This is a genomic window from Rhizobium yanglingense, from assembly GCF_977109285.1.
Genome location: NZ_CDSAWY010000001.1, coordinates 24323 through 50707, shown reverse-complemented (window position 1 = coordinate 50707; position 26385 = coordinate 24323). Strand labels below are relative to the sequence as shown.

The 26385-nt window shown below is 60.6% G+C and carries 20 protein-coding genes, 1 tRNA gene and 5 pseudogenes; 10 read left to right on the top strand and 16 right to left on the bottom strand.

Translation table 11 applies throughout. The features are described 5' to 3' along the window. Positions 1–329: 329 nt before the first annotated feature. Positions 330–604, bottom strand: a pseudogene (locus ACW4PC_RS00250) (Ku protein); the annotation flags it as partial. Between the two features lie 184 nt (positions 605–788). On the opposite strand from ACW4PC_RS00250, the pseudogene ACW4PC_RS00245 reads away from it, so the two are divergent. The 3 genes and pseudogenes from ACW4PC_RS00245 to ACW4PC_RS00235 all read left to right on the top strand — a co-directional run bounded on the left by ACW4PC_RS00245 (position 789) and on the right by ACW4PC_RS00235 (position 4338). Then, a pseudogene (locus ACW4PC_RS00245) lies at positions 789–1140 on the top strand (DUF2200 domain-containing protein). Positions 1141–1530: 390 nt separating this feature from the next. Beyond that, complete coding sequence (locus ACW4PC_RS00240) at positions 1531–3444, top strand: AI-2E family transporter (protein ID WP_455872578.1); 1914 nt, start codon at positions 1531–1533, stop codon at positions 3442–3444. 450 nt (positions 3445–3894) lie between these two features. Next, a complete protein-coding gene (locus ACW4PC_RS00235) occupies positions 3895–4338 on the top strand; it encodes a YybH family protein (protein ID WP_074066482.1) in 444 nt (147 codons plus the stop codon). 130 nt (positions 4339–4468) lie between these two features. Here ACW4PC_RS00235 and ACW4PC_RS00230 read toward each other — a convergent pair whose 3' ends face one another. The 3 genes and pseudogenes from ACW4PC_RS00230 to ACW4PC_RS00220 all read right to left on the bottom strand — a co-directional run bounded on the left by ACW4PC_RS00230 (position 4469) and on the right by ACW4PC_RS00220 (position 6240). Then, positions 4469–4636 (bottom strand): hypothetical protein, encoded by a 168-nt coding sequence (locus ACW4PC_RS00230; protein WP_455872475.1) that lies wholly within the window; start codon positions 4634–4636, stop codon positions 4469–4471. 456 nt (positions 4637–5092) lie between these two features. Continuing rightward, a pseudogene (locus tag ACW4PC_RS00225) lies at positions 5093–5293 on the bottom strand (SDR family oxidoreductase); the annotation flags it as partial. 71 nt (positions 5294–5364) lie between these two features. After that, on the bottom strand, positions 5365–6240 hold the full coding sequence (locus ACW4PC_RS00220) for a LysR substrate-binding domain-containing protein (protein ID WP_455872474.1): 876 nt from the start codon (positions 6238–6240) through the stop codon (positions 5365–5367). Between the two features lie 83 nt (positions 6241–6323). On the opposite strand from ACW4PC_RS00220, the gene ACW4PC_RS00215 reads away from it, so the two are divergent. Together ACW4PC_RS00215 and ACW4PC_RS00210 are read left to right on the top strand one after the other, a co-directional pair. Beyond that, the gene (locus ACW4PC_RS00215; RefSeq protein ID WP_455872473.1) at positions 6324–7415 is read left to right on the top strand and encodes an alkene reductase; all 1092 of its coding nucleotides are present in this window, start codon (positions 6324–6326) and stop codon (positions 7413–7415) included. A 100-nt stretch (positions 7416–7515) separates the two neighbouring features. After that, a pseudogene (locus ACW4PC_RS00210) lies at positions 7516–8397 on the top strand (SDR family oxidoreductase); the annotation flags it as partial. Between the two features lie 431 nt (positions 8398–8828). Here ACW4PC_RS00210 and ACW4PC_RS00205 read toward each other — a convergent pair. The 8 genes from ACW4PC_RS00205 to ACW4PC_RS00170 form a co-directional block, all read right to left on the bottom strand. Further along, the gene (locus ACW4PC_RS00205) at positions 8829–10271 is read right to left on the bottom strand and encodes a DUF1254 domain-containing protein (protein WP_455872472.1); all 1443 of its coding nucleotides are present in this window, start codon (positions 10269–10271) and stop codon (positions 8829–8831) included. Positions 10272–10407: 136 nt separating this feature from the next. Further along, entirely contained in the window at positions 10408–11226 is an 819-nt protein-coding gene (locus ACW4PC_RS00200; RefSeq protein WP_455872471.1) for a transporter, read from the bottom strand. Between the two features lie 115 nt (positions 11227–11341). After that, on the bottom strand, positions 11342–13144 hold the full coding sequence (locus ACW4PC_RS00195; protein WP_455872470.1) for an adenylate cyclase: 1803 nt from the start codon (positions 13142–13144) through the stop codon (positions 11342–11344). 186 nt (positions 13145–13330) lie between these two features. Further along, positions 13331–14092: a bestrophin-like domain gene (locus tag ACW4PC_RS00190; RefSeq protein ID WP_455872469.1), complete on the bottom strand. Its 762-nt coding sequence runs from the start codon at positions 14090–14092 to the stop codon at positions 13331–13333. Positions 14093–14106: 14 nt separating this feature from the next. Next, positions 14107–15414, bottom strand: coding sequence for an alpha/beta hydrolase (locus ACW4PC_RS00185; protein ID WP_455872468.1), 1308 nt, complete (start codon positions 15412–15414; stop codon positions 14107–14109). Between the two features lie 259 nt (positions 15415–15673). Beyond that, positions 15674–16048: a hypothetical protein gene (locus ACW4PC_RS00180; protein ID WP_455872467.1), complete on the bottom strand. Its 375-nt coding sequence runs from the start codon at positions 16046–16048 to the stop codon at positions 15674–15676. A gap of 105 nt (positions 16049–16153) precedes the next feature. After that, entirely contained in the window at positions 16154–17170 is a 1017-nt protein-coding gene (locus tag ACW4PC_RS00175; protein ID WP_455872466.1) for an Lnb N-terminal periplasmic domain-containing protein, read from the bottom strand. Between the two features lie 52 nt (positions 17171–17222). Continuing rightward, positions 17223–17642, bottom strand: a complete 420-nt coding sequence (locus tag ACW4PC_RS00170; RefSeq protein ID WP_455872465.1) for a hypothetical protein — start codon at positions 17640–17642, stop codon at positions 17223–17225. 73 nt (positions 17643–17715) lie between these two features. Between ACW4PC_RS00170 and ACW4PC_RS00165 the strand changes: the two genes are divergently transcribed. The 4 genes from ACW4PC_RS00165 to ACW4PC_RS00150 all read left to right on the top strand — a co-directional run bounded on the left by ACW4PC_RS00165 (position 17716) and on the right by ACW4PC_RS00150 (position 21197). After that, the gene (locus ACW4PC_RS00165) at positions 17716–18018 is read left to right on the top strand and encodes a DUF2147 domain-containing protein (RefSeq protein WP_455872577.1); all 303 of its coding nucleotides are present in this window, start codon (positions 17716–17718) and stop codon (positions 18016–18018) included. A gap of 116 nt (positions 18019–18134) precedes the next feature. After that, entirely contained in the window at positions 18135–18911 is a 777-nt protein-coding gene (locus ACW4PC_RS00160; RefSeq protein WP_455872464.1) for a hypothetical protein, read from the top strand. Positions 18912–18972: 61 nt separating this feature from the next. Further along, positions 18973–20493 (top strand): DUF1254 domain-containing protein, encoded by a 1521-nt coding sequence (locus ACW4PC_RS00155; protein ID WP_455872576.1) that lies wholly within the window; start codon positions 18973–18975, stop codon positions 20491–20493. Between the two features lie 218 nt (positions 20494–20711). Continuing rightward, entirely contained in the window at positions 20712–21197 is a 486-nt protein-coding gene (locus tag ACW4PC_RS00150) for a hypothetical protein (protein WP_455872463.1), read from the top strand. A 76-nt stretch (positions 21198–21273) separates the two neighbouring features. Here the strand turns inward: ACW4PC_RS00150 and ACW4PC_RS00145 are convergent. The 4 genes from ACW4PC_RS00145 to xylF all read right to left on the bottom strand — a co-directional run bounded on the left by ACW4PC_RS00145 (position 21274) and on the right by xylF (position 24899). Continuing rightward, positions 21274–21350: transfer RNA gene (locus ACW4PC_RS00145), tRNA-Arg, on the bottom strand. A gap of 133 nt (positions 21351–21483) precedes the next feature. Next, the gene (locus ACW4PC_RS00140) at positions 21484–22266 is read right to left on the bottom strand and encodes an ATP-binding cassette domain-containing protein (RefSeq protein ID WP_074069166.1); all 783 of its coding nucleotides are present in this window, start codon (positions 22264–22266) and stop codon (positions 21484–21486) included. Positions 22267–22280: 14 nt separating this feature from the next. Then, the gene (locus ACW4PC_RS00135; RefSeq protein WP_455872462.1) at positions 22281–23594 is read right to left on the bottom strand and encodes a sugar ABC transporter permease; all 1314 of its coding nucleotides are present in this window, start codon (positions 23592–23594) and stop codon (positions 22281–22283) included. Positions 23595–23858: 264 nt separating this feature from the next. Then, positions 23859–24899 (bottom strand): D-xylose ABC transporter substrate-binding protein, encoded by a 1041-nt coding sequence (gene xylF, locus ACW4PC_RS00130; RefSeq protein ID WP_455872461.1) that lies wholly within the window; start codon positions 24897–24899, stop codon positions 23859–23861. A 225-nt stretch (positions 24900–25124) separates the two neighbouring features. On the opposite strand from xylF, the pseudogene ACW4PC_RS00125 reads away from it, so the two are divergent. Further along, positions 25125–26339 (top strand): annotated as a pseudogene (locus tag ACW4PC_RS00125) (ROK family protein); the annotation flags it as partial. Positions 26340–26385: the final 46 nt, after the last annotated feature.

The window sequence follows — 26385 nt, the reverse complement described above, 5'->3', positions numbered from 1 at the left end:
TTCTTGTGTACGGCCAGGACGCAAGATTTTCCGGTGCAGGCGATACCACGCCGGACGCTGATGAAGTTTCCATCCGAGCTAGTCGAGACGCCCAGGCCGACAGTGCCGGTCAGAGAGATCAGGCTGCCGGCCGCGTTCGCCAGGTACCAGACCGAGGGCGCGAAATGACTGACGATAACCGGAATTCTCAAGAGTGGCGCATACCCTGAAACACGTTGCCGAATGGCCTAATTTAGCGGAGGCACGTGATTGCATATAAATGTGAAATGCATGCGGCCAACAAGAATTTCTTTGGGAGGGAGAGGAAACGCAGGCATTATTGGGCTCACGGCGACAGCGATTTTGTAGCTGTGGTTGACCTCCGCCGGATTGAATATTTTCTTCTTGGTGCAGATGATGTGTTTTGCGAGATCGAGCATTTCGCCCTCCATCTTCAGCTTTGGTATCTCTTCAAAGCCTTCGCGGACGACATGACTTCGTAGTCGAAGTTCAACGCGATGGCGATGAGGCCATTTTTATGAGCGCGGAGCAGGGCCGTCATCTTGCGGAACCCCACCGCCCGCGCGATTGCTGCCACGCTTGATTTGCGCATGGCGTCGCGCAGGCGACGAACCCATCCTGAAGTGCACAGTCTTCCGCTATCGGCCCTAGAGCGGACGTTCGCGCCGCTCGTCGGACATGCCGGACTTGCTCTTTAAGCCTCCCGCGCTGCAAAGGATTGCGGTTGAGTGTCCGTTGTCTAAGGTTAGCGGTGACAAAAGCTCACAACGCTTCCGCCGGGGGGATGCATGACGAAGCATCGAATCTATTCAGTCAGTATCGCGAGCGTCTATCCGCACTATGTCGCCAAAGCGGAGAAGAAGGGGCGCACGAAAGCTGACGTCGATGAGATCATCTGTTGGCTGACGGGACATACCCAAGAGACGTTAGATAATCAGTTGGCGAATGACACAAAATTTGAGGACTTTCTTTGCGCAAGCGCCTCAAATGAATCCCTCGCGATCGCTAATTACCGGTGTGATCTGCGGCGTTCGCGTGGAAGACATACAAGAACCCACGATGCGTGAAATCCGCTACTTGGACAAATTGATCGACGAACTCGCCAAGGGGAAAGCGATGGAGAAGATCCTGCGAAAATAGCCAGGCGGGTAGTTCGAACCCGCAAGGCTTGATGTTCTGAGCTTGAGCATGGGATCGCTTCGACCAAACTAGGCTTGCCGTTGCTGAATACCCAAGCTCGATCCTTATACGAGGGGCGGCCTGGAGCGCTGCCCAGGCAGGATGCGCATTCATCGTGGGCCCCGAGTCCCGCAAGATCACCATCATCTTGGAGAGTGGCACCTTGCCGCTCGGCCCAGTGCAGCAGCGCAATCATTTGCTAAGTCATATCTGCGCCCTACCTCCCTGAGTCTGGGACCAATTGGCATATCGACGCCTTCACGTCACGACCACAGCAAGGAGGCGGAATTGAAAAACGACCTCGGGGGTTCTCGTCGTATATACTCAATTCCGCCCTCATCACCCTCACGCATGCCTGCCTTTGCGAGTGTGCTCGCAGTCATTGCCATTCTCTACTTTGCAAAGGAAGTCCTCCTTCCTCTGGCAATCGCTGTTCTGCTGACGTTCGCACTGGCACCAATTTCCTCACGTCTTCGTAAGCTGGGGCTTCCTCGCATTCTGGCGGTAATAACTACCGTCATGCTCGCCTTCCTTGTTCTCCTCCTGTTCGGTCTTGTGGTGGCCGGACAGGTTGCTGAAGTCGCGCAAAACCTCCCTGCCTATCAGACCAACATTGTGGGAAAGATCCGGGCGCTCCAGGAGAGCGGAAGCGATAAGGGTATCGTTCAGCGTCTGACTTCAGTCGTCGAAAGTGTCGGACGGGAACTCAACAGTGTGGAGCAGAAACCGACTGCTCCCGTGGGCGGGCCATCATCTAGGGAGCCTCTGCTCGTAGAGATATTCGCGCCAAGCCGCCCCATTGCAACGCTGACAAGTTTGATCGGCCCCTTGGTCGGTCCGATCGCGTCATTGGGACTAATCATCGTCGTCGTCATATTCATGCTCCTGGAGCGGGAGGAGCTTCGCGACCGCTTTATCCGGCTCGTCGGCTACGGAGACCTCCATCGCACCACCGAAGCCCTGCAGGAGGCGGGAAGCCGCGTTGCGCAGTATCTCCTCATGCAGTTGGTCGTGAACTGCGCTTACGGCATCCCCTTGGCGCTGGGGCTTTGGGCGGTGGGAATTCCCAATGCGGTGCTCTGGGGGATGCTCGCCATCGTTCTGCGGTTCGTCCCATATATCGGGCCGGTAATAGCGGCCGTACTGCCGCTCTTCCTGGCGTTCGCAGTCGATCCGGGCTGGAGCCTTGTTCTTTGGGTCGCCGCGCTCTTTCTCGCGCTGGAGCTGACGAGCAACAACATCGTCGAACCATGGCTGTATGGTTCCCGAACAGGCCTCTCTCCCCTTGCCATCATCGTTGCGGCTATTTTCTGGGCTTGGTTATGGGGACCGGTCGGCCTTATCCTGTCGACGCCGCTGACCGTGTGCCTGGCAGTTCTAGGGCGTTATGTCCCGCAGTTTGAATTCTTGGAAGTCCTGTTTGGCAGCGAACCGGTGCTTGATCCCAAGGAACGCCTTTATCAAAGACTTTTAGCTGGGGATCCCGACGAGGCCACCGATCTCGCTGAGGAGATCCTCGAGGAAGATTATCTGGAGGAATACTATGGCAAGGTTGCTATTCCAGCCCTTCTGCTCGCCGAGCAGGACCGCCGTAGAGGCGTCCTGACAGCGGAGCAAATGGAACAAGTGTTCGGTACCGCCATCACGCTGGTCTCGAATCTGGAAGAGATCGCTCGGGAGGAGGAGGAGGAAGAAGAGCAGGAGGACAAAACCGCCGACGAGACACCCTTGACGGCCACGAAGGACGAGGGAGAAGGCGACGAGGAACTGCCGGACGGGACCGGGAAAACGGTCTTCTGCATTGGTGGCAGGGGGCCTCTTGATGATGCATCAGCGGTGATGCTGGCCCAGGTTCTCCAAGTGCAAGGAGCGGAAGTGGTGGCAGCAAGGCACTCCGACATCGCCAGCCGCCGCAGCCGCGATCTCGTTCCGAATGGAGCAAATGCCATCGTCGTCTGCTTCCTGAACTTTGACTCTGTCAGGCATGCCGGCATACTTGTACGCCGCTTCAAGCGCATGTATCCCACCACGCGCGTAGGCGCAGTGCTCTGGTCTGAAAATGATGATGACACGCAACTGCACAAGCTTCCGGAGGCTGATTTCATTGCTTCCACCTTGACCACCGCCGCGCGTGAGATGCTCTCCGATGCGCCGCCGTCTCTGGTAAGCCCTCGGAGGCTCCGTATCAGGCGACCCAAAACCGGGACGGGCACTGCTCTACAGCCGCCCTCTGGTCCTGCCGATCGGCCGCAAGGGCCTGAATAGCCAATCGTTCAACTAGGTAAAGAGGATTGGGTAGCGGGTCATCCCTCAGACATAGCCGATCAACGCAGCGAGACCCACCGCTGCTATGGGCGGCTCCTGATCCGGCACGCTCGGGATTCACCGGGAAGGCACCTGGCGCACCCGAAGAGATGAAAACTGGCACCACTATGCCGTTGTTGCGGCTATTGATTTTTAAGATCACTTCCCGGAGCCGAGTACCTACTTTGCGCCCCACATCTGGGCATCGTGCCGAGCTTGCTATCCGGGTTTACCGGAAATCGCGGGCTTTGAGGAACTTACTCGGCATAGTATCTGGCTCGGGATAAATCCCGGATTTCCATATCGACACTTTGAAGGTGAAGGCGCGAAATTTCCACTAGCTTCGTGTGTCGGTGTCGGATTGTCGTTCCCCCGTTCGTCCTCTGCTTGAACAGCACAGGAGAACGGCCAATGAGCAACGAAACCAAAGTCAATATCGAAGAAGAGGCGATTATCGCCATGCTAACGATGCGCGCTTCCGCGCTCGGCGAAAAAGATGCCAAGGGTGCACTTTCCTACGAAACCGAGGATTCTGTCGAGTTTTCGCTGGCACCGCCGCTCGTCTATCACGGCAAGGACGAAGCAGGCCTGCAGGCGTGGTTCAATACCTGGGAAGGTCCGATCGGCGGCGATGTTTGCGATGCCAAGCTAACGGTCGGCGGAGACGTTGCTTTCTGGAGTGGTCTGACGCGCATGACGGGAACTAAAACTGACGGCACCGAGGTCGATCTTTGGTTTCGTCAAACCCTTGGCCTGGTGAAGCGCGATGGCCGCTGGATGGTGTCCCACCAACATGCATCCGTGCCATTTGCCATGGATGGAAGCGGTCGCGCTCTGCTCGATCTAAAACCTTAAGTGGCTGGTCTCCGGGAATCGATGTCCCGCCGAGGAGAAGCGTCGAACGACTGGCCCGGCGCTCAGTGCTGAGCACCAGGCAATAAAAAAGGCCGGGGCGAAACCGCACCGACCTTCTCGACATCGCTCTTCACACCAGTGCCAGTACATCCGTGGTCAAAAGCAGATAAGCGACTTCGGCAGTCGCGAACGCTCGCGTGGAGCGCTCACCAGCAACGCCGATGACCTGCAGATAGTCGATGATTGTGTTGGTTTCAAGGGCGCGGAGGGGATGCGACGTTGATCTTCTAGCCGGCATCTCCGCGAAACGAGGCCGGGATCGCTATCATAGTCTCTGCTGGAACCTTCGCTTGGAACGGAGGTTAATTGCGCGAGGTCGCGGTGTGTCAATCGGACACGAATGAACGCACCGGTTTTTCCGATTTCTCGGTGCGGGCAACGAAACGCCAGGCGAGCATCTAACCCGTCCGCCGCGACCCGCTGAAAGGCAACCTCGCCATGATCAATCCACAGAGTGCCCAGCCAGATAGTCCGGAACGAAGGGTCGAGCTCGACCAAACTGTCGACTACGCCGTCAAAATCCTCGTGGAGAAGGCTCACTCGTCGGCTGGACCCGCTGCCCACAGTCCTCGACGCCGTGAACGCCCGGTTGTCGGCGGTCGAAGAGGAACGCGAACTTACGCCCGCAGACGAGAAGGCCTTTTTTCAGTGAGGCCGGGCAACTCCCCGAGCACGCTGGCGAGATGGGTACCCCTCAGAGGTTGCTCATCCCGCCATCGATGATCAGTTCGCTGCCTACGATGTAGGAAGCTTCGTCCGAAGCGAGGAAGATGATCGTCTTCGCAACCTCGGCTGCGTCGCCGAAGCGGCCGGCGGGGATCTGGCTCTGGATTTGGCTGGCCATGGCCTTCGAGTCTGCCTCCGACGTTCCGAGCTTGCCGTACAGCGGCGTTGCCGGTCGTAGACCATCAAGCCGCATCTTTCCGAAAGCTGCCGAACCCGCGTGCTTCCATAAGAAACTCCAGTTCAAGCTTCCATCAGCCTGGAGGACAGGAACTCGATGAAGCGCTGGGTCTTGGCTGGAATAAGGCGAGTTTCGGTGACGGCGTAAATGCTGACCGTCGACCCCTGCCATTCGGGCAGGATGCGTCGGAGCCGGCCGAAGGCCAAGTCCTCAGCAACGATCTTCTCGGGAAGCAGGGCGATGCCCTGGTGGTTGACCGCCAGGGCGCGGATCATCCCGACGCTGTTGAGTGTGAAGCGGCCGCTAACGGCGACATCGACCTTGTTCATCTCCCGGTGCAAAGTCCAGGTCGGGCTCCGCAGCATGCCGATGCATTCATGCTTCGCCAGTTCCGCCGGTGTGGCGGGCTCGCCTGACGCTTCGATATAGCCAGGAGACGCATAGAGGTGGCGGGAATGCCGCCCGATCAGGCGGGTGATCAGGCTGGAATCTTCCAGTTTGCCTATGCGGATCGCCAGGTCGAACGGCTCGGCGACCAGATCGACACGGCGTGGGGTCAGGTCGAATTCGAACGTGATACCGGGATAGTGCCGCGCGAAATCGCCGATGATCGGCGTGAGGTAAAAAGTAGCGAGGTCGACCGGGAGCGAAACCCGCAGGACGCCGCTGGGCTGCTCAAGCATCGCGCCGAGCTGTTCGTGCGCGAGCCGTGCCTCGTCAACGATTCGCTTGCTTCGTTCATAATAGAGCTGGCCGGCCTCGGTGAGCTCGATCTTGCGCGTCGTGCGATGCAGGAGCCTCAAGCCGATTGCCTTCTCCAGTTCGCTGATGCGTCGCGACAGAGTAGAGTTTGGCATGCCGAGAGCCTCTGCGGCCTTCCGAAAGCTCCTGGCTCTAGCGACCTCCACGAACAGCGCCATGTCGTTCAAATGACTCACCTTATTGCTCCATGGATGGAATATTGATTTCAGTTCTGCCGGATTTATCCTTAGATTGGAATAGTGGATAAGGGCTCCAGCCAATGGAGATCCCAATGAACCCCATCTTCACCTCTGTCCGCGTCGGCCGCTACACGCTTCCCAACCGGCTGGTCATGGCGCCGATGACCCGCAGCCGCGCCGCCTTCGACGGTACGCCGGGAGAGCTGGCTGCCGAATATTATGCCCAGCGCGCCGAGCTCGGCCTGATCGTCACCGAGGGCACCCAGCCCTCGGATGACGGGCAGGGCTACCTCACCACTCCGGGCATCTACACGCCCGCCCATGTTGCCGGCTGGCGGAAGATCACCTCCGCCGTGCACGAGAAAGGCGGCCACATCTTCATCCAGCTGATGCACGCTGGGCGTATGTCGCATCCCGACAACACGCCGCATCATCGCCAAGGCGTCGCACCGTCCGCGATCGGGCCGGGGACGGCCATGTTCACGGCGACTGGGATGCAGGACATTCCCACGCCGCGCGCGCTGACGACCGAAGAGGTGCGCCAGACCGTCGCCGATTTCCGCCACGCGGCCCGCTCAGCGGTCGAGGCCGGCGCCGACGGCATCGAGATTCACGGCGCAAACGCCTACCTCGTCCAGCAGTTCTTCGCGCCGAGTGCCAACACGCGCACGGACGAATATGGCGGCTCCATCGAGAACCGCGCCCGCTTCGCCATCGAGATCGCCACGGCGATCGCCGAGGAGATCGGTGCGGACAGAACCGCAATCCGACTGTCCCCCGGCACGACGATGTGGGGGATCGACGAAGGCGCCGACGGGCCGGATCTCTATCGTCATCTGGTCGCCGAATTCGATAAGCTCGGGCTCGCCTATGTGCACATCATGCACCAAGGCGACGAGCCGCTGCTCGCCGACATCCGCAAGCTCTGGCACCAACCGCTGATCCTCAATCGGCCCGGTCGTCCGCGCGACCAAATCGGCGCCGACGTGGCTTCGGGACTGGCCGATCTCGAAGCCTATGGGCAGATGGTCCTTGCCAATCCGGACTTCGCCGTGCGGCTGGAGGCTAATGCAGCGATGAACGAGGCAGACCACAACACTTTCTTCGGCGGCACCGCACAGGGCTACATCGATTACCCCGTCCTGAGCGCCCGGACCGAAACCAGATCATGACAGGAGATTAGATTGAACTCAATCACCACATCCGTCGGCTGCCTCGGATAAGAAGGCACTCGCCGAAACCGAAGGCTCAAGCGCGACAACAAAAAAGAAGGTCCTGGTCGTCGGCGCAACAGGGTTCCTCGGAGCCAAGATCCTCCGCAACCTTGTGCATGAGGCGAATGTGGCCGTCGTTGCGATGTCGCGTAAGGGCGCGCCCTCAAATGAAAGCGCCGATGTCGAATGGGTGCGCGGCGACATGATGGATCCAGGGTCGTTGGATCGTGCTTTGCGGGGCGTGGATGTCGTGGTCAGCTCGGCTAACAGTTACATGAAGGGAAGCCTCGACACGGATTTCCAGGGCAACAAGAATCTTATAGAGGCGGCAGCAAGAGCCAACGTTGGCCGATTTGTCTTTCTCAGCATTGTTAGCTGCGAGGCTGCGTCAGCAGTGCCGCATTTCCATGCCAAGAAAGTGGCCGAAGATCTGATCAAGGCCTCCGGGGTGCCATATGTATTTGTCCGCGCGCCCACATTTCTCGACCAGAGTACGGACTTTATTGCAAAGGGTGTGAAAGCTGGCCGGTTCTTGGCGATGGGCGATAAGACCACGAGATGGTCCTACGTTCTGACAGATGATCTGGCCACATATCTCGCCAAAGCAGCTACGTTTCCTGGCAGTGAGATCAACAACCAGACGATCGATGTCGGCTGGCGCGATGGCCCCAAGAGCCAGCAAGAGATCGCCGATCTCATCTCCGAGGTCATAAAGAAACGTCTCAAGGTGCGGGTGGTCCCCTGGCTGGTTTTCCGCTTGTTCGCACGCCCGGTAAAGCTGTTTTCCGAGCTTGGCTACGATCTGATCCAGATGTTCCTGTTCTTTAAGAAGGGCGTCTATGTTTCGAACATTTCGAAGCAAGAGCACTTCTTCGGACCCGCGCCTACACCCCCAGATGCGATCACGCGATGGGCGAGAAGCCATCAGCTAATTTCGTGATGAATAGTGGGCCGGCATTTCAAGAGCGAGATGGGCACCTGTCTTTCAGCTAAATCAGAAAACCATCGAGGAAGGACATATGGTGAGTGATCCGACAGCGCTTAAAAGGCCAGAGCAGGTGATTCCGTGCCGACGACTCTAAGTCCTCAAGCCCAAGCCTATTTGGCGCAGAGGGCCGCTCGGTTGGCCGTCTCCGCTCAGACGAGGGTGGGGCCGCAAGAGCTCTCGGAATTTGTGGATCCCCTGGTCGACATGATGCGGCCGCTCGCAGCCGAGTTTCGAGGCTCCGCGGCCACGATTGCGATGCCGAGCGGCGGAGAGAGCAAAAGCAGCTTTGTGTTTGTCAGGCCCATCTGAGGCATCCTTTGCACATGATAGAAACGGGCAGGATTGTGCGGGAAATCAGGTTCTCGTCGGCGTTCACCCGTCTTCTACGAGACCCGTTTCACGCCGGGCGGCTGCCATGTCCCTTTCCCCGCCGGCAGGATCGAAGGCGCTTCCGTCTTCGGCCAGTACAGGCGCATCACCAGATAGATCGTGCCGTCCGGTGCCGGAAGCCAGTTGGCTTCCTTGTCCTCTCCCGGGCTGTCTTTTTGGATATAGAGGGTGAGCGAGCCGTCCTCGTTCTTCTTCATCCCCGGCAACATCGGAGAGTTGATGAGGTAGCGATTGATCGGGTTCTTGACCAGGAACTGGCTCTTGCCGTCGTACATGGTCACGGACCAGAACGAATGCACTGGCGGCAACTGACCTGGCGGAAAGGTGATCGTGTACTTGTGCTTGCTGCCGTCGAGCGGCTCCCCGGTCGCATCTGTTCGAGTGAAGGGATACATGGCCTCTGCGGCATCGTTGCCATAGAGACCGGCCTTGGCGGCCCCAGCCCGCATCAACCAATCGCCGTTGAAGAAGGCCTCATCACCAAGCAGCGAACTGACGTTCCAGCCGTTGATGGGTTCGTTTCCGCTGGCCAACCATTTGTTGATTTTATCGTCACCTTGCTTCATGCCGACCAGCATTTCTGCCTTATGTTCGAGCGACAGATCCTTGAACTCGAAGGTCTTGCCGGGACCGATGCCAATCCTTGCAAGCTTGGCTCGGATTGCTTCGTCCCTTGACGTCTCAGGGACGTATTGCAGGGCCACGTCGAGATATTGGAAGAAGTTTTTCTTGATCCCGGCAGTGGTGGCAGGAACGAACTCGATCGTCGGTGCGGCGGGCGGGGCGGGTTGTTTGAGGAAGGCTGAAAGCGGTTGCGCCTTGTAGCCCGCCTGCACCTTTTCCACGTTCGGCATATCTTCGGCGTTGATAAGCTGGGTCCGGAAGTTGGCGAACACGAACGGGGTGGTCGAGGAGAAGACCTGCTCGATGCCGTTGGGCTTCTCGCCTTTCCAGTCGGGTCCGACAACGAGATAGGAGCCCGGCTCGGTCCCTGTGGCGCGCGAGCCGATATAGCCGAAATTGTAGGTGTTTCCGTCGATGAGCTGGACCGAATAATAGCGGTCCTTCTCGACCGCCGGCACCGAGATGACCATCGGTTCAGCGCGCAAGTCCAGCCAGAGGATCGAGTAAGGAGTGTCGCTGTTTGGCGTGATGATTGCCGTGTCCGCCGGGGTGGCGACTTGATGCATGTTGTTGATTTCGTTGAACGGTGCCTTGAACTGTCCGGAATTCCTGTCCACAGCGAACTCCTGCATGACCGCATAGTTCATCACGAGCGGCAAGCCGTAGATGAAGCCTTCTTCGGCGATGTCCTTGGCCTCCAGCAGGCTGGGCCATTCGGCCTTATTCTGCGCAAATACCTGGGTGGATTTCGCCGTCGCGGCGGCGAGTGCGGCCATCGCCGCAGAGTGAAGCAGATCGCGTTTCGTAAGCATTTGAACGTCCTTTCGGTTCGCAGCGCGGTCAGGCACGCAGAGGTAGCAGGAGAAGGTTATCCGACTGCGGACATCGATAAACTGCGCCGAACGAGCTCCAGTTATGAGTACGATGTCTCTTCGCGGCTCTTTGCGCCTACTTCGGAAATAGGAATGTCAGCCCGAACCGGACGCCCAGCCCTTCGGGGCCGTTGTCCGGAGCCGCCGCCCAGTATCGGAGCCCGGCCGTCAGGCTGATCGGCTTCTCGTTCACCTTGACCAGCTTGGAGACGGTCAGATTGATCGGCACCGACCATTCATTCGCCTTCCAGTCGTATGTGGATTCCGTGTTCAGCGCGAACGTCCATGCATTCGGTGTCGTGTAAGAGAGAAAGGGCTGCAGGTACGTGTTGCTGATGTCGTTGCGGTCCTCATTGCCAGCGAACGACCAGATGTGGTTGGCCAGTACGCCATAGGTCCAGGGGCCGTCCTGCTTCAGCGCAACAATCGTCGGTCCTGCGCCCCATTTCTCGCCGCCGAGCAGATCGTCAGTCGCGGTCGGGATCAGGAAGACAGGTCCCGCGCCCCAGATGAGGCCGCCATCGGTCGGCTTGGCAGGCGACAGGAAAAAGCTCTGGACGACGTCGCCGAGACCGAACTGTGATCCGGATGGCCCGGCGATCTCGTCCTGGTAGGTCACGGGCAGGATCGTGCGGGAGATCAGGTTCCAGTTGGCGTTCAGCGAGATGGGGATCACGGGCTGGATGTTCAGCGTCGTCTTGTCGCCATCGAGCGGTCCATAGCCATGGTCATAGTTCAACTGGAAGGGTACGCTGATGAGCGAGGCGATCGGATTAGAAAGCTTCTTGGCGAGATCGGCGCTGGAATCCTGGCCGTAGGCCGTCGCCCCCATGCCGAACGTCGCCGCGACAACGAGCGTCAGCGGCAGGATGCGGGTCGATGCGGTCCTGGCCATTTGCACTATTCTCCGTCTGATGCCGAGGCTGGCGGTGAGCCAGACTGGGGTCATGCGCCGGAAGAATGACGGAACACGCCGGAAAAGAAACGTATGCTACCGTAGCATACGGCCTTCACGGGCCGTATGAGGCGTCGGAAACCCTGAACTCAGCTTCGACATCCGTCGCGCTGGGCACTGGCAGTCCAGCCCGTCGAAGCGCTGCGATCATGCGCATGCTGTCCTTCGGCGGCAGGTTTCTCTTCCGGTTCTCGGCCACAATGTTGGGCAAATAGTCGGGGCGCATTTTCATGAACACCTCGCCCTCGCGCTTTGCTTCTGCTAACAGCCCGGCCTGGGAGTAGATGACCGCCGCAACGCCATGGAAGAGCGGAAATTTCTGCAGGTCGGCTTTGCGGATCAGCCGCACCGCCATCTCATGCTCGTCGAGCATGCAGGCGATCAGTGCGCGCGTCCCGAAGTAATATCCGGCTCCGCCTGGATTGAGCTTGATCGCACGATCCAGCAGTTCCGCGCCACGCTTCCATTGCCCCGAGAACGCGACGCGCGTTCCGAGCTCCCCGAGGAACTCCGTGTCGTTCGGGTTGGCGGCGAGCGCTTCCTCGCCGACATCGAACGCCTCTTTCGTCTCGTTGTTGAAGAACAGTGCCGTCATGAGCGCCTGCAGGGCGCGCGTGTTGTCGGGTTCGAGCGAGACTGCCCGCCGCGCCGAACCGAGCGCGCGCTCCATCGCGGGACCCTTGTCACTCTGCGGATTGAACTCGAACCGGCCCTCGTCGAGATGGATGATCGAGAGCATCGACCAAGCCGTCGCGTAGGCGGGGAAACGCGCCACGGCGTTCTGCAGGCAGTCGCGCGCGATCAGATGCGTTTCCGGGTTCAGCTCCTCGCGGTAGGCGTAGTAGCGCAGCGTGCAGTCATGGACGCCCATATCGTCCGGCGGCGGGTTGGCCGCCATCGATTTCGCGATGATGCCGTAAGGCTGGGCGATCGCCGTTGCCACCTTGCTCGCGACATCCGTCTGAATGAAGAAGAGCTCGTGCGTGTCCAGATTCTCGTCGTAGTCCTGCGACCACAGGATGGATCCGTTGGAGGTCTCGACGAGGCGCACGGTCACACGGACCTTGTCGCCCGCGACGCGGACCCCGCCTGCGACTAGGTAACGGGCGCCAAGTCCCTCGCGCACCTGCGATGCCTCGACACCGGGAGGCAGTGCCTTCGACGTCTCGCGACCGAGGACCGTGATCTCCTTGAAGCGGGGAAGGGCGGTTAGAAGCTCCTCGGTCAGCCCGGCGGCATAGCGTGCAGCCTGCGGGCCATCGCCCAGGTCTGCGAAGGGTGCGATCACAAGGGTCGGCTCGCCCGGAATCTGCCCGGCGGAACGACCGGTGGCCGGCCCCGTCAGAACGCCCGCGTAATAGCCAAGCCCCGTGCAGACGAATGCCACGAGCACGGCCAGCACGGGCCAGGCGAGACGCCGCCACGCGAAAGCAGGGGCCCCGCCGACGTCTTCGTTCAGCTCATCCCCGGCCGCTTCTGTCGGCGCGTCGTTCCACGTAAAGGTCGGCACGTAGCCGCCCTTTGGGATGTCGATGCGGATCGGATCGTGCTGGCCCGCAATGAGATAGTAGCGTTCGATGACCCGGCGCAGACGTCCGGCCTCGATCCGAACGACGGGATCGTCCTGAGAGAAGTCCGCGCTTCGGTTGAACACTTCGATGGCGACCGAATACGCCTTGAGACGTCGCGCCCGGCCCGCAAGCGTCTCCTCGGTAACATATTTCAGGAAGGCAGCGCCACGTCCGGCGCTAGGAAACTCGCGGCTGGACAGAATCCGTTCAAGCTGCGCCCTGACCTCCTCATGGGTCGGACAGGGGCGCTCGGCCCGATCGTCAGGCGTAGGCACCGAGGTCTGCATTGCATCCTCCTCACCCGTCACAGCATATGCGCGACAGTTACAGCTTGTATTGGAATTCCCTGATGCAACCTAGCTCCCGAGGAGCGTTTCGTCCACCTGAAAGAGGTTGCGCAGCCGGCAAATGTGGCACTGTGGGGAAGGATCCTCCGGGTGAACCATACGGAGGCGCTGGGTCCGCCCGCGCAGTTACCGAGAGTCAATGTGCTCAAGCGCAGCCCGCAGCGGCCCGTCCGAGACATAGATGACGCCGAGATACGGATGCGCCATGTCGACGACAAGGAAGATCGCTGCTGCAACCGACAGCGAACAGACCAGCATGACGCCGATCACGGTCGAATTGGCCGGGGCCTGGAGGCCAAAGGTCAGGAACAGCCACGCCAGCCAAAAGACGAGGATGACGAGAAACGCAGTCGGCAGCCCTTCCGAACTGCTTTCGACGAACATCCAGTGGGCTTCGGCCAGAAGGCCGCTGATCTCGAGCGCTCGAGCCTGAAGCAGGCGCTGTGGTTCGGTCGCCGGAACCAGGTTGCGAAGTTCGCCCTGGACAGGCTCGATGCCTTGGTTTTCATCGTATGGTTCGATGCCCGCCCGCTCGGCCGGGGTCCCCCATCCCTGAACAAGTTTGTTCTCGACGAGAAGATGCAGCCGGCTGCGCGCATCCGCCGTCTCCGGGCCGTAGTGCGCAAGCACCCGGTCAAGCAGCAGCAAACGGGCAACGGAGGTCCGCAGTTCGGCTTCGGCGTTGTTGTAGACGTTGTTCGCCGAGGCGATCAGCAGTCCGAGGGCAAGGGCAGACAACGTGCCGACAACCGCCGTCGACAGGCGGATCACGTCCTTGGATTCGGAATCGAGGTGATGGGCTGGCAGCCGGTTACGGATGAGGATGCCGATCAGCGAGGCCCCGAACAGGCAGATGAAAACGAGTGCGCCCAGGGCGATCGAGCTCAAGCGGACGTCTCCTGTTATCTCGGCTTCCGGCACGCCGGGTCGGTCGGCGTCGCCGCGCAGTTCTTGACCGCAATCTTCTGGCTTCCGCCGTCTTGTCCGGTCAGGCCGCCGACATGATTGGCGTAGTTGCCGCGCGTATCGGCGTCAAGCACCGCGACGGGGGCGGTCAGTACGAGACCCGCGGCACTTCCGGCCGCCGCCGCTACATTGGTCGTCCCCGCAAGGATCGTGTCGCCAAGACCGACCCGGCTGTCCGTCAGCGTCTGCCCTTCGGATAGCCGCGCGCCGATGAGCTGGACGACTTGCGGCGACTCGGCGAACTTGCTGTGATTGAGATCGTCGCTGACCTTGATCTTCGTCAGGTCGATCACCGAGATCTTGTAGTCGGCGAGTTCAGCCTTGTACGGTGCGGTTTCCGGATCGATCGAACCGAGCCGCGGGATGTTGCCCCATACCCGGCGCGAGAAGGCAAGCGCCTTGTCGTCGCGCGATACGAAGAGCGTGAACTGCGGATGCGGGTTGCCCATGTCCTCGATTTGCGATCGGAAGACATCGACGTCCACATCAGGGGCGGCCAGCATCACGTTCTTGAACTTCGCCGGAAGACCGCCGTTGCGGATCGCCATCTGCCGGAGCGCCTCCAGCGCCAGCCAGTTGCCCATTGAGTGGGCCAGCACGTTGACTTCCTTCACCTCTCCGTCTTTGGCGAGATACTGGAACAGCGTCTCAAGTGCGTTGCGCGTGTAGTTGGTGCTCTCGCGGTCATAACCGTAGGCCAGCAGGCTGCCGCGCGATGGCCAGGTTACAAGGATCGGCGTGCTGCGGACATTGGAATCGTGGACGATCTGAGCGAAGCGGTAGACGCTGTCTTCAAAGCGATTGTTGAAGCCGTGGATGAAGACGAGGACGCTGTGGTCGGGGTTCTTCCTAACCGAGGCGTTCAGCCAGCCTTTCGCGCCGTCGAGACTGAGCTCGTCGGCCTTAAGTGTGGCGAAATCGGTTTCCGGATTTGAAGGCAGCTTCTTTGGCCAGGCGACGTCACCCTCCTTGCGGATCTTGGGCAGTGAAACTCTCATCTCCGCGAAGGACGGCGTCCGGGCGCGCTCGCCCGTAAACATCTGGCCGGGAACCGTGGATCGGGCGCGTGTGGTCGCGACCAGCATATCGACGCGGCTGGTATCCGGCACGGTATCCGCAACGGGCGACAGCACGTCTTTCGGGTGTCCGCCACAGCCTGTGAGCACGACCAGCGCGAGGCATGGAAGAAGTCGCCGGATACGACCAGCAGTCAACGAACCAAACAAGCGCAAGTCATCCCCCATCAGCATTCCGACATCGATACGCAGTCATGTGCCCGAAGGCAGACAGCAGCTCGTAGAAGCGACAGACACTCGTGCTGTTCGCGTGGCATGTTCCGTCGCCACATCAGGAGGCGAGGATCTTCTCGATCAGATAACTTCCGTGAACTTCAAAGACGCTCTGACGTCCTTGCCGTCAGACAAGGGGTGATGCCGCCTGCATCACCCCTTGTCTGTTCAAATCGGTCGCCGTCCTCAAACCACATGCCGACGTCATAGCATGTTATCGCGGACAGACATCCCAGAAACCCGTCTTCTTGGTGCTATCGGTATAATACCAGCACATGCCGGACTGCGGCGGCGTTCCGGCGACCGAGGCCGCCGCTGCGCCTGCGATGAAGCCGATGGCAGCTCCCGCGGCAACCGCACCGCCCGCGGGCCAATAACGGCGAGGGTTCACCACGACGACGCCTCGCATGACGGGCGGGCGAGGGACTACGACTGCGCCGCGACCACCGACGGCCGCACATCCTCTAGGTCCGCATCCAGCCACCGCACGGCGGGCTTCGGCCGGGGTCGGAGCGAGCATTGGTACGGCCACCATCGTCAGGAGGGCCGCAGCCGTGGCGACGTTCTGAAAGTGCTTGATGAGCTTCATGAGTTCGGTCCTGGTTGAGGGCATAGGCGAAGCATCGCCCAGCAAATTCCTGACAGGGCGCACCATGCCTCAATCATCGCGATTCCCTTCGTATGTTACTGTACGTTACGGCGTAGCGACGGCGACCGGGAAGGGCACGCCGAGACGGATTGCCTTCGAGAAGTCGGGCGACAATCCATCCGCCCGCGCCCGCTCGTCGATCTTGGAAATCTCCCGCAGGCGGTCGAGCGGCATCGACGTGTCGATGGCTCCCCGGTCATAGGCGTAGTCGGGAAGATAACCGTTGACGATCAATCGCCAGTCGAACGGCACCTTGTCTCCGGCGACCCGCATCAGCTTGGCGACGGTCGTCGTGCAGTTCGTCGTGATCGAGTTGTAGAACTGCGGCGTCCGGGCGAGGGCGTTGGCCTCCGCGACGTACTCGAGCAGCAGCTTTCGCGCCTGCTCCGGACTGGCTCTCAGCCGATAGATTTGGACGTCCTCGCCACGCACGTTGGAGCGGACGCCGACAACGTCACGTTCGTCCGCGGCAACTACCACCAGCGGGTCGTTCTTGAAGAGATCGGCAAGGGGAGAAAACGCGCCACCGACCTTATGGCGCACCTCGATCGACCAGGCGAGTTGTTCGCCGCCTTCGAAGCCGAAGCTGAAGATGACATGCGCGATCTTCGGCCCCGCCCAGTATGACATGAACAGGTCGACGGTCTTCACCTTGCTCACATCATAGGTTCGTGTCGTCCAACGCTCCGTGAAGTCGGAATTGCTTCGCCACTCGAAATCCCGGACATCGGTCAAGGTCAGCGAATTTCCGTCGACACGACCTGTGACCTGGCGGGCGACGTCCGGCGCCCATGCAGCGTCCGCTTCCGGCTTGATCGAGCTCCACCAGAAGAGAACCAAGGCAAAGACGACAGCGAACGAAAGGATGGCTCTCATGCGCAGCCGGCTGGCAAGCGCCGCGACAGTGCAGAGACCGAAGACGAGGAAGACGCCAGCGCCAATTGCCCGTCCGGAATCAGGCAGGGACAGGCGATACCACAGGGCGAGGGAACCCCAGGCTGTCAAAGCCGCCACGATCAGGGCGACCGCGAAAATCAAGATGATCGCCATCAGTCGAGGCATGTTGTTCCTTTTCCGTAGCCGCCGAAGTGCCGATGATATGCAGATCGCGCGTTCATCTGGCGGCCGGGAATGGCACGACCTTGGCAAGATCCAGCATGGTGTGGATTTCCTTGCCGAGCCAATCCATGAGTTCGAGCGCCTCGGCGTAACGTTCATCTCGCTCAGGAGCTGTAGACGACTCCCAGTCCCGCATGTGCTGGTCCGCGATGGAAAAGTCGTTGCACAGTTCCCGGAAGCTTTCATTGCGGGAGGCAAGCGCTTCGATCTCCAGCGCCTGCTCGGGAAACCTGCGCTTGGCGAACTCCGTGTCGTATTCCATTGCATCGGCTCCCGGCCAGGCGACGCGAGGGCTCCCGCACATCCGCGTAGTCGTCGTGAAGATGACACAGAACCCGGCCGGCACCATGTAGGTTACAGTAACACACGGCGAGTTTCTTGCGGTCTGCAGCGCATGTGTGGTCCGTTCGGTCATCGGCCCGTTGGCGGGCTAGCCATGCGAGGACCTTACCGTGAAACCCATCCTGATCTCCGTCACAGCGCTGCTGATGTCGACCGGACTGGCGAGCGCAACCGATCCGATCGTCGGAAACTGGAAGACGACGCTCGGCGACACCGCCGCGATCGAGCCGTGCGGCGGCGGTTTCTGCATCACGCTGAAGAGCGGCAGGCATACCGGCGAGAAGATCGGCGCATTCGAAGGCAACGGCGGCAGCTATTCTGGCAAGATCACCGATCCCGCCGCGAAGAAGACCTACAACGGCACCATCAGCGTCTCCGGCGACACGGTCACCCTCAAAGGCTGTGTGATGAAGGTCGTCTGCGAGTCGCAGAAATGGTCACGCCAATAGTCCGCGGGAACAAACGGATACGGTAACATACGGGTGTTTCCAGCGTGATCGGCCATCCTTGCGCCGGGAATCATTTCCGGCAATCGCCGGAGCCATGGGAGATCGGGGACTGCTGCATGATTGAAATGAAAAGCGTCTATTGCGGGTTGGCTCTGGCCCTGGCGGCGGCACCTGCGGCCGCCGCAGACATGTCGGAACCTCGACCGGTCGTCGTCGACAGCGGATGGAAGTTCCAGGTCACGTTCGACGGCTGGCTGGCAGGTTTGAATGGCGACATCGGCGTGCGCGGCCTCCCGGCGGCGGCGGTCGACGTCTCGCCTCTGGACGTGCTCGAGGATTTGGACGGCGTTTTCGCAGGATCCTTTCAAGCAGCGGGTGATAGCTGGCTTCTCTATACGGATGTCATGTGGGCCAAGATTTCGACCGACGCCGACGTCGGCCCCTTCGGCGGAACCGCCGACTTCGAGCAGACGCAGATCGTGGCGACGGCGCTTGTCGGCTACGCGCTGCCGGTCAACGTGGCGAACATGCAGCTCTACGCGACGGGCGGACTTCGCTACCAGCACAACAAGGTGGAACTCGGGATCGATCCCGTGTTCTTCCCGGCGATCGACCGCAGCGGTTCGCAAAGCTGGGCCGATCCGATAGTCGGGCTCACCATGCATTATGACGTCAACAACAAATGGTTCGTGGACGTCATGGCCGACGTCGGCGGCTTCGGCGTTGCATCCGACATCACTCTGCAGGGAACGGCAACTGTCGGCTACAACTGGACGGACACGCTCGCTTCGTCTTTCGGCTACAAGGCCCTTTACACCGACTATGAGGAAGGTGGCTTCCGCTATGACGCCACCCAGCACGGCATCTTCACGCGACTGGCCGTGAAATTCTAGCCGGCGTCCGGCCACCGCTCATTGTCTTCCCAAAAATTAACATTAGTGGAGGAACCACATGATGATTTCATCGATGAAAAACCTGCTTGGAGCGGCTTCGGCGCTGGTCCTTCTTGCCGGGGTCGCGCACGGGCAGACAGCACCGAAGATGGAGATGGCGACGCAGATCCCGGGTTCGATCGTCACGCCGGAGAGCGTCGACACCAGGATTGGCAAGCTGAATTTTTTCGACGGCTTTCCGGACGACGCCACTTCGGAGAAGATCTACGACAATCTCGATTTCATGCGTGGCGTCGACGCCTTTCTCAACGCCATGCCCGGTGCATCCGTCGAAGCTATGCGGGTTGGACTGGCCAGCCAGGGCGCGGACAACAACCAGACCATCCTGATCTTTGAGAATCTCATGGATTCGCATTCGCTGTTCCTGACCGGCAACACCGAAAGCATCTACAATCTCATGTGGCTCGACACCAAGGCGGGTCCGCTGGTCATCGAGACGCCGCCCAATATCCTGGGCATGATCGACAACCACTGGTTCGAATATGTCGGCGACGTCGGCAATGCCGGTCCGGACAAGGGCAAGGGTGGAAAATACCTGCTCTTGCCGCCGGGCTACGAGGGCGAGGTCCCCGAAGGTTATCACGTGTTGCGGACGTCGACCTACGGAAACCTGTTCTTCTGGCGCGGCTTCCTCGAGAACGGCAGCACGACGACCGCCGTCGAAAACACCAGGAAATTCGCCAAGGTCTATCCGCTTTCGGAAGCCGACAATCCGCCGCCGATGAAGCTAATCAACGTCTCAGGCAAGGAGTTCAACACCATCCATGCCAACGATTTCCATTTCTACGAGGAAGTGAACGACATCGTCCAGTACGAGCCGAACGACGCCTATCACCCTGAAGTGCTGGGACAGCTCGCAGCCATCGGAATCGTCAAGGGCAAAGCCTTCGCGCCCGACGAGCGGATGACGAAGATCCTTACCGAAGCCGTGGCCGTCGGCAATGCGACGGCGCGCACCATCACCTTCAAGACCCGCATGAAGGACGCCTATTATTACCCGAACAGCGCCTGGTTCACCGGCTTTGTCGGCGGGAGCTACGAGTTTCTGCTGCAGCCCGGCGTTCGCTATCTGGATGCCCGTGTTCTGTTTCATTACTATGCGACGGGCATCACGCCGGCCATGGCGATAAAGCGCGTCGGCATCGGCTCGCAATATGCCGGCGCAACGACCGACAAGGACGGCAAGCCGTTCGACGGCGGCAAGACCTACAAGATTCACCTGCCGCCAAACATTCCTGCAAAGGAATTCTGGTCGTTCGTGGCGTATGACAACCAGACGCGTTCGATGCTGCAGACGGACCGGCAATTCCCCAGCATCGGAAGCGACAAGAAGGACATCGTGATCAACGCGGACTCGTCGGTCGACGTCTGGTTCGGTCCGACGGCGCCGAAAGGCCATGAAGCCAACTGGGTCCAGACAGTGCCTGGCAAGGGTTGGAACGTCCTTCTTCGCCTCTATGGGCCGCTGGAGTCATGGTTCGACAAGACCTGGAAGCCGGGCGAGTTCGAACCGGTCGAGTGACGCCAGAATACGCGATGAACGGATCGCCGCGCCACGGGCGTCCGCCCGCCTGCTGGGTTCACCTCCAATGCCGATCCGACTGGTATGTCGGATAGGCATTGCCCGGAAAGTTGCGCCGTGCATGAGAGCGTCGCCGGCATCAGCCACGGCGGCTTGCGCCTTCTGGCTCGTGTTTTCACCAGAGCAACGATCAGCAGGACTGCATTGGGAGGCGGAGCTTGAAGTCAAAATCAGGGCTGTCGGCACCATGGATCTACGTGGGTCTCCTCGCAGCTCAGACCGCTGCGGCCTTAATTCTGTTCTGGATCGTGTTCCCCATCTTTCATGGCTTGGTCACCCACCTCGGGGAGCGGCAGATGCTGGACCTCTCGGACCAGGTCGGGATTGTTGCCAGCGCCGCGCTGCTTCATTGCTGTTACTGGACGCGGTTGAAATGGGTGCCGGTTACCCCGCCGTTTCACAGCGTCTTCGTGGCGCATCTGCTCTTCTTCGCCAGCCGGGTGAGCTTCTTCTTCGGCGGTGCGCTCTTCTCGGCCATCTTCTTCAGGCATCTGCCGGAACTAGACGCCTTTCCGCCATTCGCCCAGACGTTCGTGAAGAGCCTGTATGTCGCGGGGACGCTGTTCGGACTATTCTGCTACTCGCTCGAACTGGATCGCTTCGGGAAGGCCGTGGAGGATCGGCCGCCAGACCGCGGCGAGTAGCTTCCACATCCGGCGCTGCGGCGAAAGCGTGGATCGCCTTACCATGCATTATATGACGACGCAGAAAGTTGTAAATTGGCGCACCCGACAGGATTCGAACCTGTGACCTTTGGAATCGGAATCCAACACTCTATCCAGCTGAGCTACGGGTGCATGCCTGAGGCGGTTTGAATCGCCTGTCCGATGGCAGGTTCTTAGCCTAGCTTGCCCCGCGCTTCAATCTCCAAAATTGAAAAGTCCGCCATTCTTGCGAGCGGCGGACTTCGGTGTTCACGGGTCTATTCGTTCAGACCTGCATGGCGCCGGGGCCGGGGATCGCCTTTGGCGGCACCTTGCCAAGGATGATCATGCCGAGCACCTCGTCCTTGGTGACGTCTTCGGTGCGGGCGTGGCCGACGACCTGGCCATTCTTCATCACCGAGACGCGGTCGGCGAGGTCGAAGACGTCATGGATGTCGTGGCTGATGAGGAAGATGCCGATGCCTTCCTTCTTCAGCTGCTTGATGAGCTCGCCGACCTGCGCCGTTTCCTGGGGACCAAGGGCTGCCGTCGGCTCGTCCATGATCAGGATGCGGGCGTTGAAGAGGATCGCGCGGGCGATCGCCACCGACTGCCGCTGGCCTCCCGAAAGCGCCTTTACCGGCTCCTTGAAGCGCTTGAAGTTCGGGTTGAGGCGCCCCATCACCTCACGGGCCGAGGCCTCCATGGCGACGTCGTCGAGCGTGCCCCACTTCGTTCGGATCTCGCGGCCGAGATAGAGATTTGCGGCGGCATCGACGTTATCGGCAACGGCCAGCGTCTGGTAGATCGTCTCGATGCCGTATTTCTTCGCATCGCGCGGGTTGCGGATGTCGGCGGGTTCCCCGTTGATCAGGATGTCGCCGCCGTCGCGCTTGTAGGCACCGGAAAGAATCTTGATCAGCGTCGACTTGCCGGCGCCATTATGGCCGAGGAGGGCGACGACTTCGCCGGGGTAGAGGTCGACCGAGGCGTTGTCGACGGCGTGGATGCCGCCGAAGGAGATCGAGATGTTTTTCAATTCCACAAGGGGAGTGCTTTGGTGTGTCATGGTTTGGCCTCCTCTTACTTGGCGCGGGCGCGGTAGACCGTGTCGAGCCAGACGGCGACGACAAGGACGACACCGACAACGATTCTCTGGAGCGGGCTGTCGATTCCGAGCAGTACCATGCCGGACTGCAGCGACTGCATGACGAGCGCGCCGAGCATGGCGCCGGCGATGGTGCCGGTGCCGCCCGCAAGCGACGTGCCGCCGATGACGGCAGCGGCGATGGTATAGAGTTCGTCCAGCTCGCCCTGCGCGTTCGTCGCGGCATTGAGGCGGGCGGTCGAGATTGCGCCGGCGATGGCGCAGAGCAGGCCCATGAGCGCGAAGATGCGTACCGTGACCCAGCGGGTCTTGATGCCGGCGAGCTCGGCTGCCTCCGGGTTGCCGCCGATGGCGAAGACGTAGCGGCCGAAGCGCAGGCGCGTCGCGACGAAAGTCATGATCGCGCCGACGATGACGGCGATCAGAACCGGCACGGCAATTCCGTAGGGAATATCGAGGCCGGACTCTGGCCAGGGAATGCTGTTTGCCTCCGCATATCGCTTGGCGATGTTTGTCGGCCAGTAATAGTTGTTGGCGACGGCGATGGCGCCGAGCACGAGCACGCAGCCGAGGGCCGAGAGGAAGTATTCGGCCCAAAGCGGGCGCCGCGGGAAGCCGAAGCGCCGGCGCTGGCGGCGGGAATTGATGATGCTGGCAATGATGGCGAGGCAGGCGATGACGCCGACGATCCAGCTCCAGGTGGCGCCGATCGAGCCGTCCGTACCGCCGCCCATGATGCGGAAATTGATATCCATCGGCGCGACTGTCTGGCCGCTGGTGACGAACCAGGTGGCGCCGCGCCAGACCAGAAGCCCGCCGAGGGTGACGATGAAGGACGGCACGTTCAGGAAGGCGATGATCATGCCCTGGAGCATGCCGATCGATCCGCCGACCATGAGGCCGGCAGCAAGTGTGATGATCCAGGTGGCGGGGCTGTTGAAGCCGAGATACTGCGGCAGCACCTGCGCCTGCAAGACGCCCATCACCATCCCGCAGAAGCCGAGCATGGAGCCGACGGAAAGGTCGATGTTGCGGGTGACGATCACCAGCACCATTCCGGTCGCCATGACGGCGACGGACGAGGTCTGGACCGAGAGGTTCCAGAGGTTGCGCGGCGTCAGGAAGAGGCCGCCGGTCATGATCTGGAAACCGATCCAGATGATCAGCAGCGCGCCGACCATGCCGAGAAGGCGGGTGTCGATCTCCGTCGCGCGGAAAAAGCGCGTCACCGGATTGGCTTCCGCGTTGCGCGGCCCGTTGGAAGTCGTGGAATGTAGCGTTTCGGCCATGGGTTTGCCGTTCCCCCATCGTTTGGGCAGGCTGCGGCGTTCTTCTCAGTCAACCGCCGCCGCTTACGCCCAGTTCTTAAACTATCACCATCACCGATCTCTGCAGATCCGGTCTCAGCGGCCATAACGGCATCGGGTCGGGATGGGTAATGGCGGTCGATCAGCGGTCGCTACCTGGGCTGGCGCCGGATCTCGATCCGCATCCGGCGCCGCAACGGTTTGCCGTTGCGGCGCCGGCACTGTTTTCAACCTGGCGTCAGCGATTTAGTTGCAGGCAGCAACCGAACCGGCTTTGACGCCCTGGCAGGCTTCCGCCTTGCTGATCCAGCCCGCGTCGATGACCACGTTGAGGTTGTCCTTGGTGATCGGCAGCGGCTTTAGGAAGACGGACTGCATAGCGACGCCCTTCGGGCCGCCGTTGAAGGTCTCAACGCCTTCGATCTTGTCCATGGTCTTGCCGGCGGCGAGATCGAGGGCGACTTCGGCAGCGCGCTTGCCGAGCTCGCGCGAGTCCTTCCAGACCGAGACCGTCTGCGTGCCGAGGGCGACGCGGTTGAGTGCTGCCTTGTCGGCGTCCTGGCCGGAGACCGGGACGGAGCCGGCGAGACCCTGTGCGTCGAGAGCGGCGATTGCGCCACCGGCCGTGCCGTCGTTCGAAGCAACAACGGCGTCAATCTTGTTGTCGTTGGCGGTCAGGAACTGTTCCATGTTGCGCTGCGCGTTTTCCGGCTTCCAGCCGTCGGTATAGGCCTCGCCGACATTCTTGATCTTGCCGGCGTCGACTGCGGCCTTCAGCACTTCCATCTGGCCCGAGAACAGGAAGTCTGCGTTCGGGTCGGACGAGGAACCCTTGATGAAGACGTAGTTGCCTTCAGGCTTTGCGTCGAAGACGCCCTTTGCCTGCATGCGGCCGACTTCCTTGTTGTCGAAGGTGATGTAGAAGGCTGCCGGATTTTCGATCAGGCGGTCGTAACCGACCACCGGGATGCCTTCGGCGGCGGCCTTTTCGATGGCCGGGGCGATGGCATCGGAGTCCTGCGCAAGCACGATGAGGGCGTTCGCGCCCTGCGAGATCAGCGATTCAACGTCCGTCAGCTGCTTTGCGGCAGACGACTGGGCGTCAGCAGAGATGTATTTTGCGCCCTTGGCCTCGAGGGCCTTCTTGATGGCGGCTTCGTCGGTCTTCCAGCGCTCTTCCTGGAAATTCGACCAGGAAACGCCGACGACGAGATCGGCAGCCATGGCCGCCGTGTGTACGGAAATGAGGATGGCCGTGCCGGCCATCAGCTTCAAAATAGACTTCATATTGTCCTCCCGAATGAATTGCGGTCGACCCAGCCCGAATGTTTCCTCCGGCCGCCGCGGATCGCTGTCCAGAAATCGATGAATTATTTTCTCGACAGTCGAGAAATTTAGTGTCAGAGATTTTTTCAACTGTCAACACCGCACTACCGGCTAAATTCCATTGCGAAAATCGGCTGGAGATTCGGTGTGAAAGCGGGGCGGAAATACGGGGAGAGGGCGGCATTCATGCTGACCAAATCGAGCACGGAGCTGGTCCGGCAGAGGAATAGCGTGCTGGTGCTTTCCGCTCTGCGCCGCCACGGTGCGGTCGCGCATACCGAGATTTCCGACTACACGCGCCTGTCCTCCGCTACGGTTTCTGCGATCACCGCCGATCTCGAAAAGGCGCAGATCATCGAGAAATCGGAGCACCAGGCGGCAAGCGGAAGAGGACGGCCACGCGTGCTTTTCCGGCAGCGGCGGGACTGCGGCTATCTGATCGTGGTCATCATCTCGTCGGATGCCGTGCAATATTCGCTGGTGGATTACGCCGGCAAGCTGATCGATCGCTTCAGCGAGGAACGTTCGCATGACCCTGCCGGGGCGGCGCGCTTCGCCGCTGCGGTCAAGGTGGGCCTGTCACGTATTCTGGAGCGATCCAGGATCAGCCGCAACAAAGTCTTGCTGATCTCAATCAGCAGCAAGGGGCTGGTGAATTCGCTCGAGCCCGTGCTCGTTTGGTCGCCGATCTTCGGCAGCGAGCAGATCGATTTCGAATCGGCGCTGCGTCCGGAATGGCAGGCGAAGATTATTCTGGACAATGAAACACTGCTCGTCGCCGCCGCGCTCGGCGCGCGTGAGGAGAATGTAAAGGGCGAGGATTTCCGCTCGCTTGGCGCACTCTCGCTCGGCCACAGCATCGGGCTCGGCATTGTCAGGCGCACGCCGCATGGCGGCCACGAGATATCGGCGCCGAATTTCGGGCATATGCTGCACATGGCCAATGGCGGTCTCTGTCGTTGCGGCGCCAAGGGATGCATCGAGGCGCATGCCGGGTTCTATGCGATCCTTCGAACGGCCTTCGAGGTGCCGCTCGATACGATCCCGGCAAAATTCGTGCCGGTCGCCGAACTCGACAAGATCGCCGCGCAGGCCCGCCAGGGGCATCGCATGCCGGCCTTCGCCTTCCGCCAGGCGGGCCTTGCGCTCGGCAACGGGCTGTCGCGCGTGCTGAGCCTGACGGAGCGCATGCCGGTCGCAATCACCGGGCCGGGCACGCGCTACTATGATCTGCTGCGGCAGGGGATTGAGGAGGGGCTTGGGCAATCGCATATCGTGCGCATGGAAGGCATGCCGGAATTGCGCGTGGTCGCAGACGAGCAGAACCTTGTCTTCGAAGGACATCTGAACCGGGCGCTTGGCGTGATCGATGAAGATATCGTCAATGCAGGCGGACCGGGGCACGGCTGCAGCGATCGGCCCTTGCGGGCGCACTCCACGCAAAGCC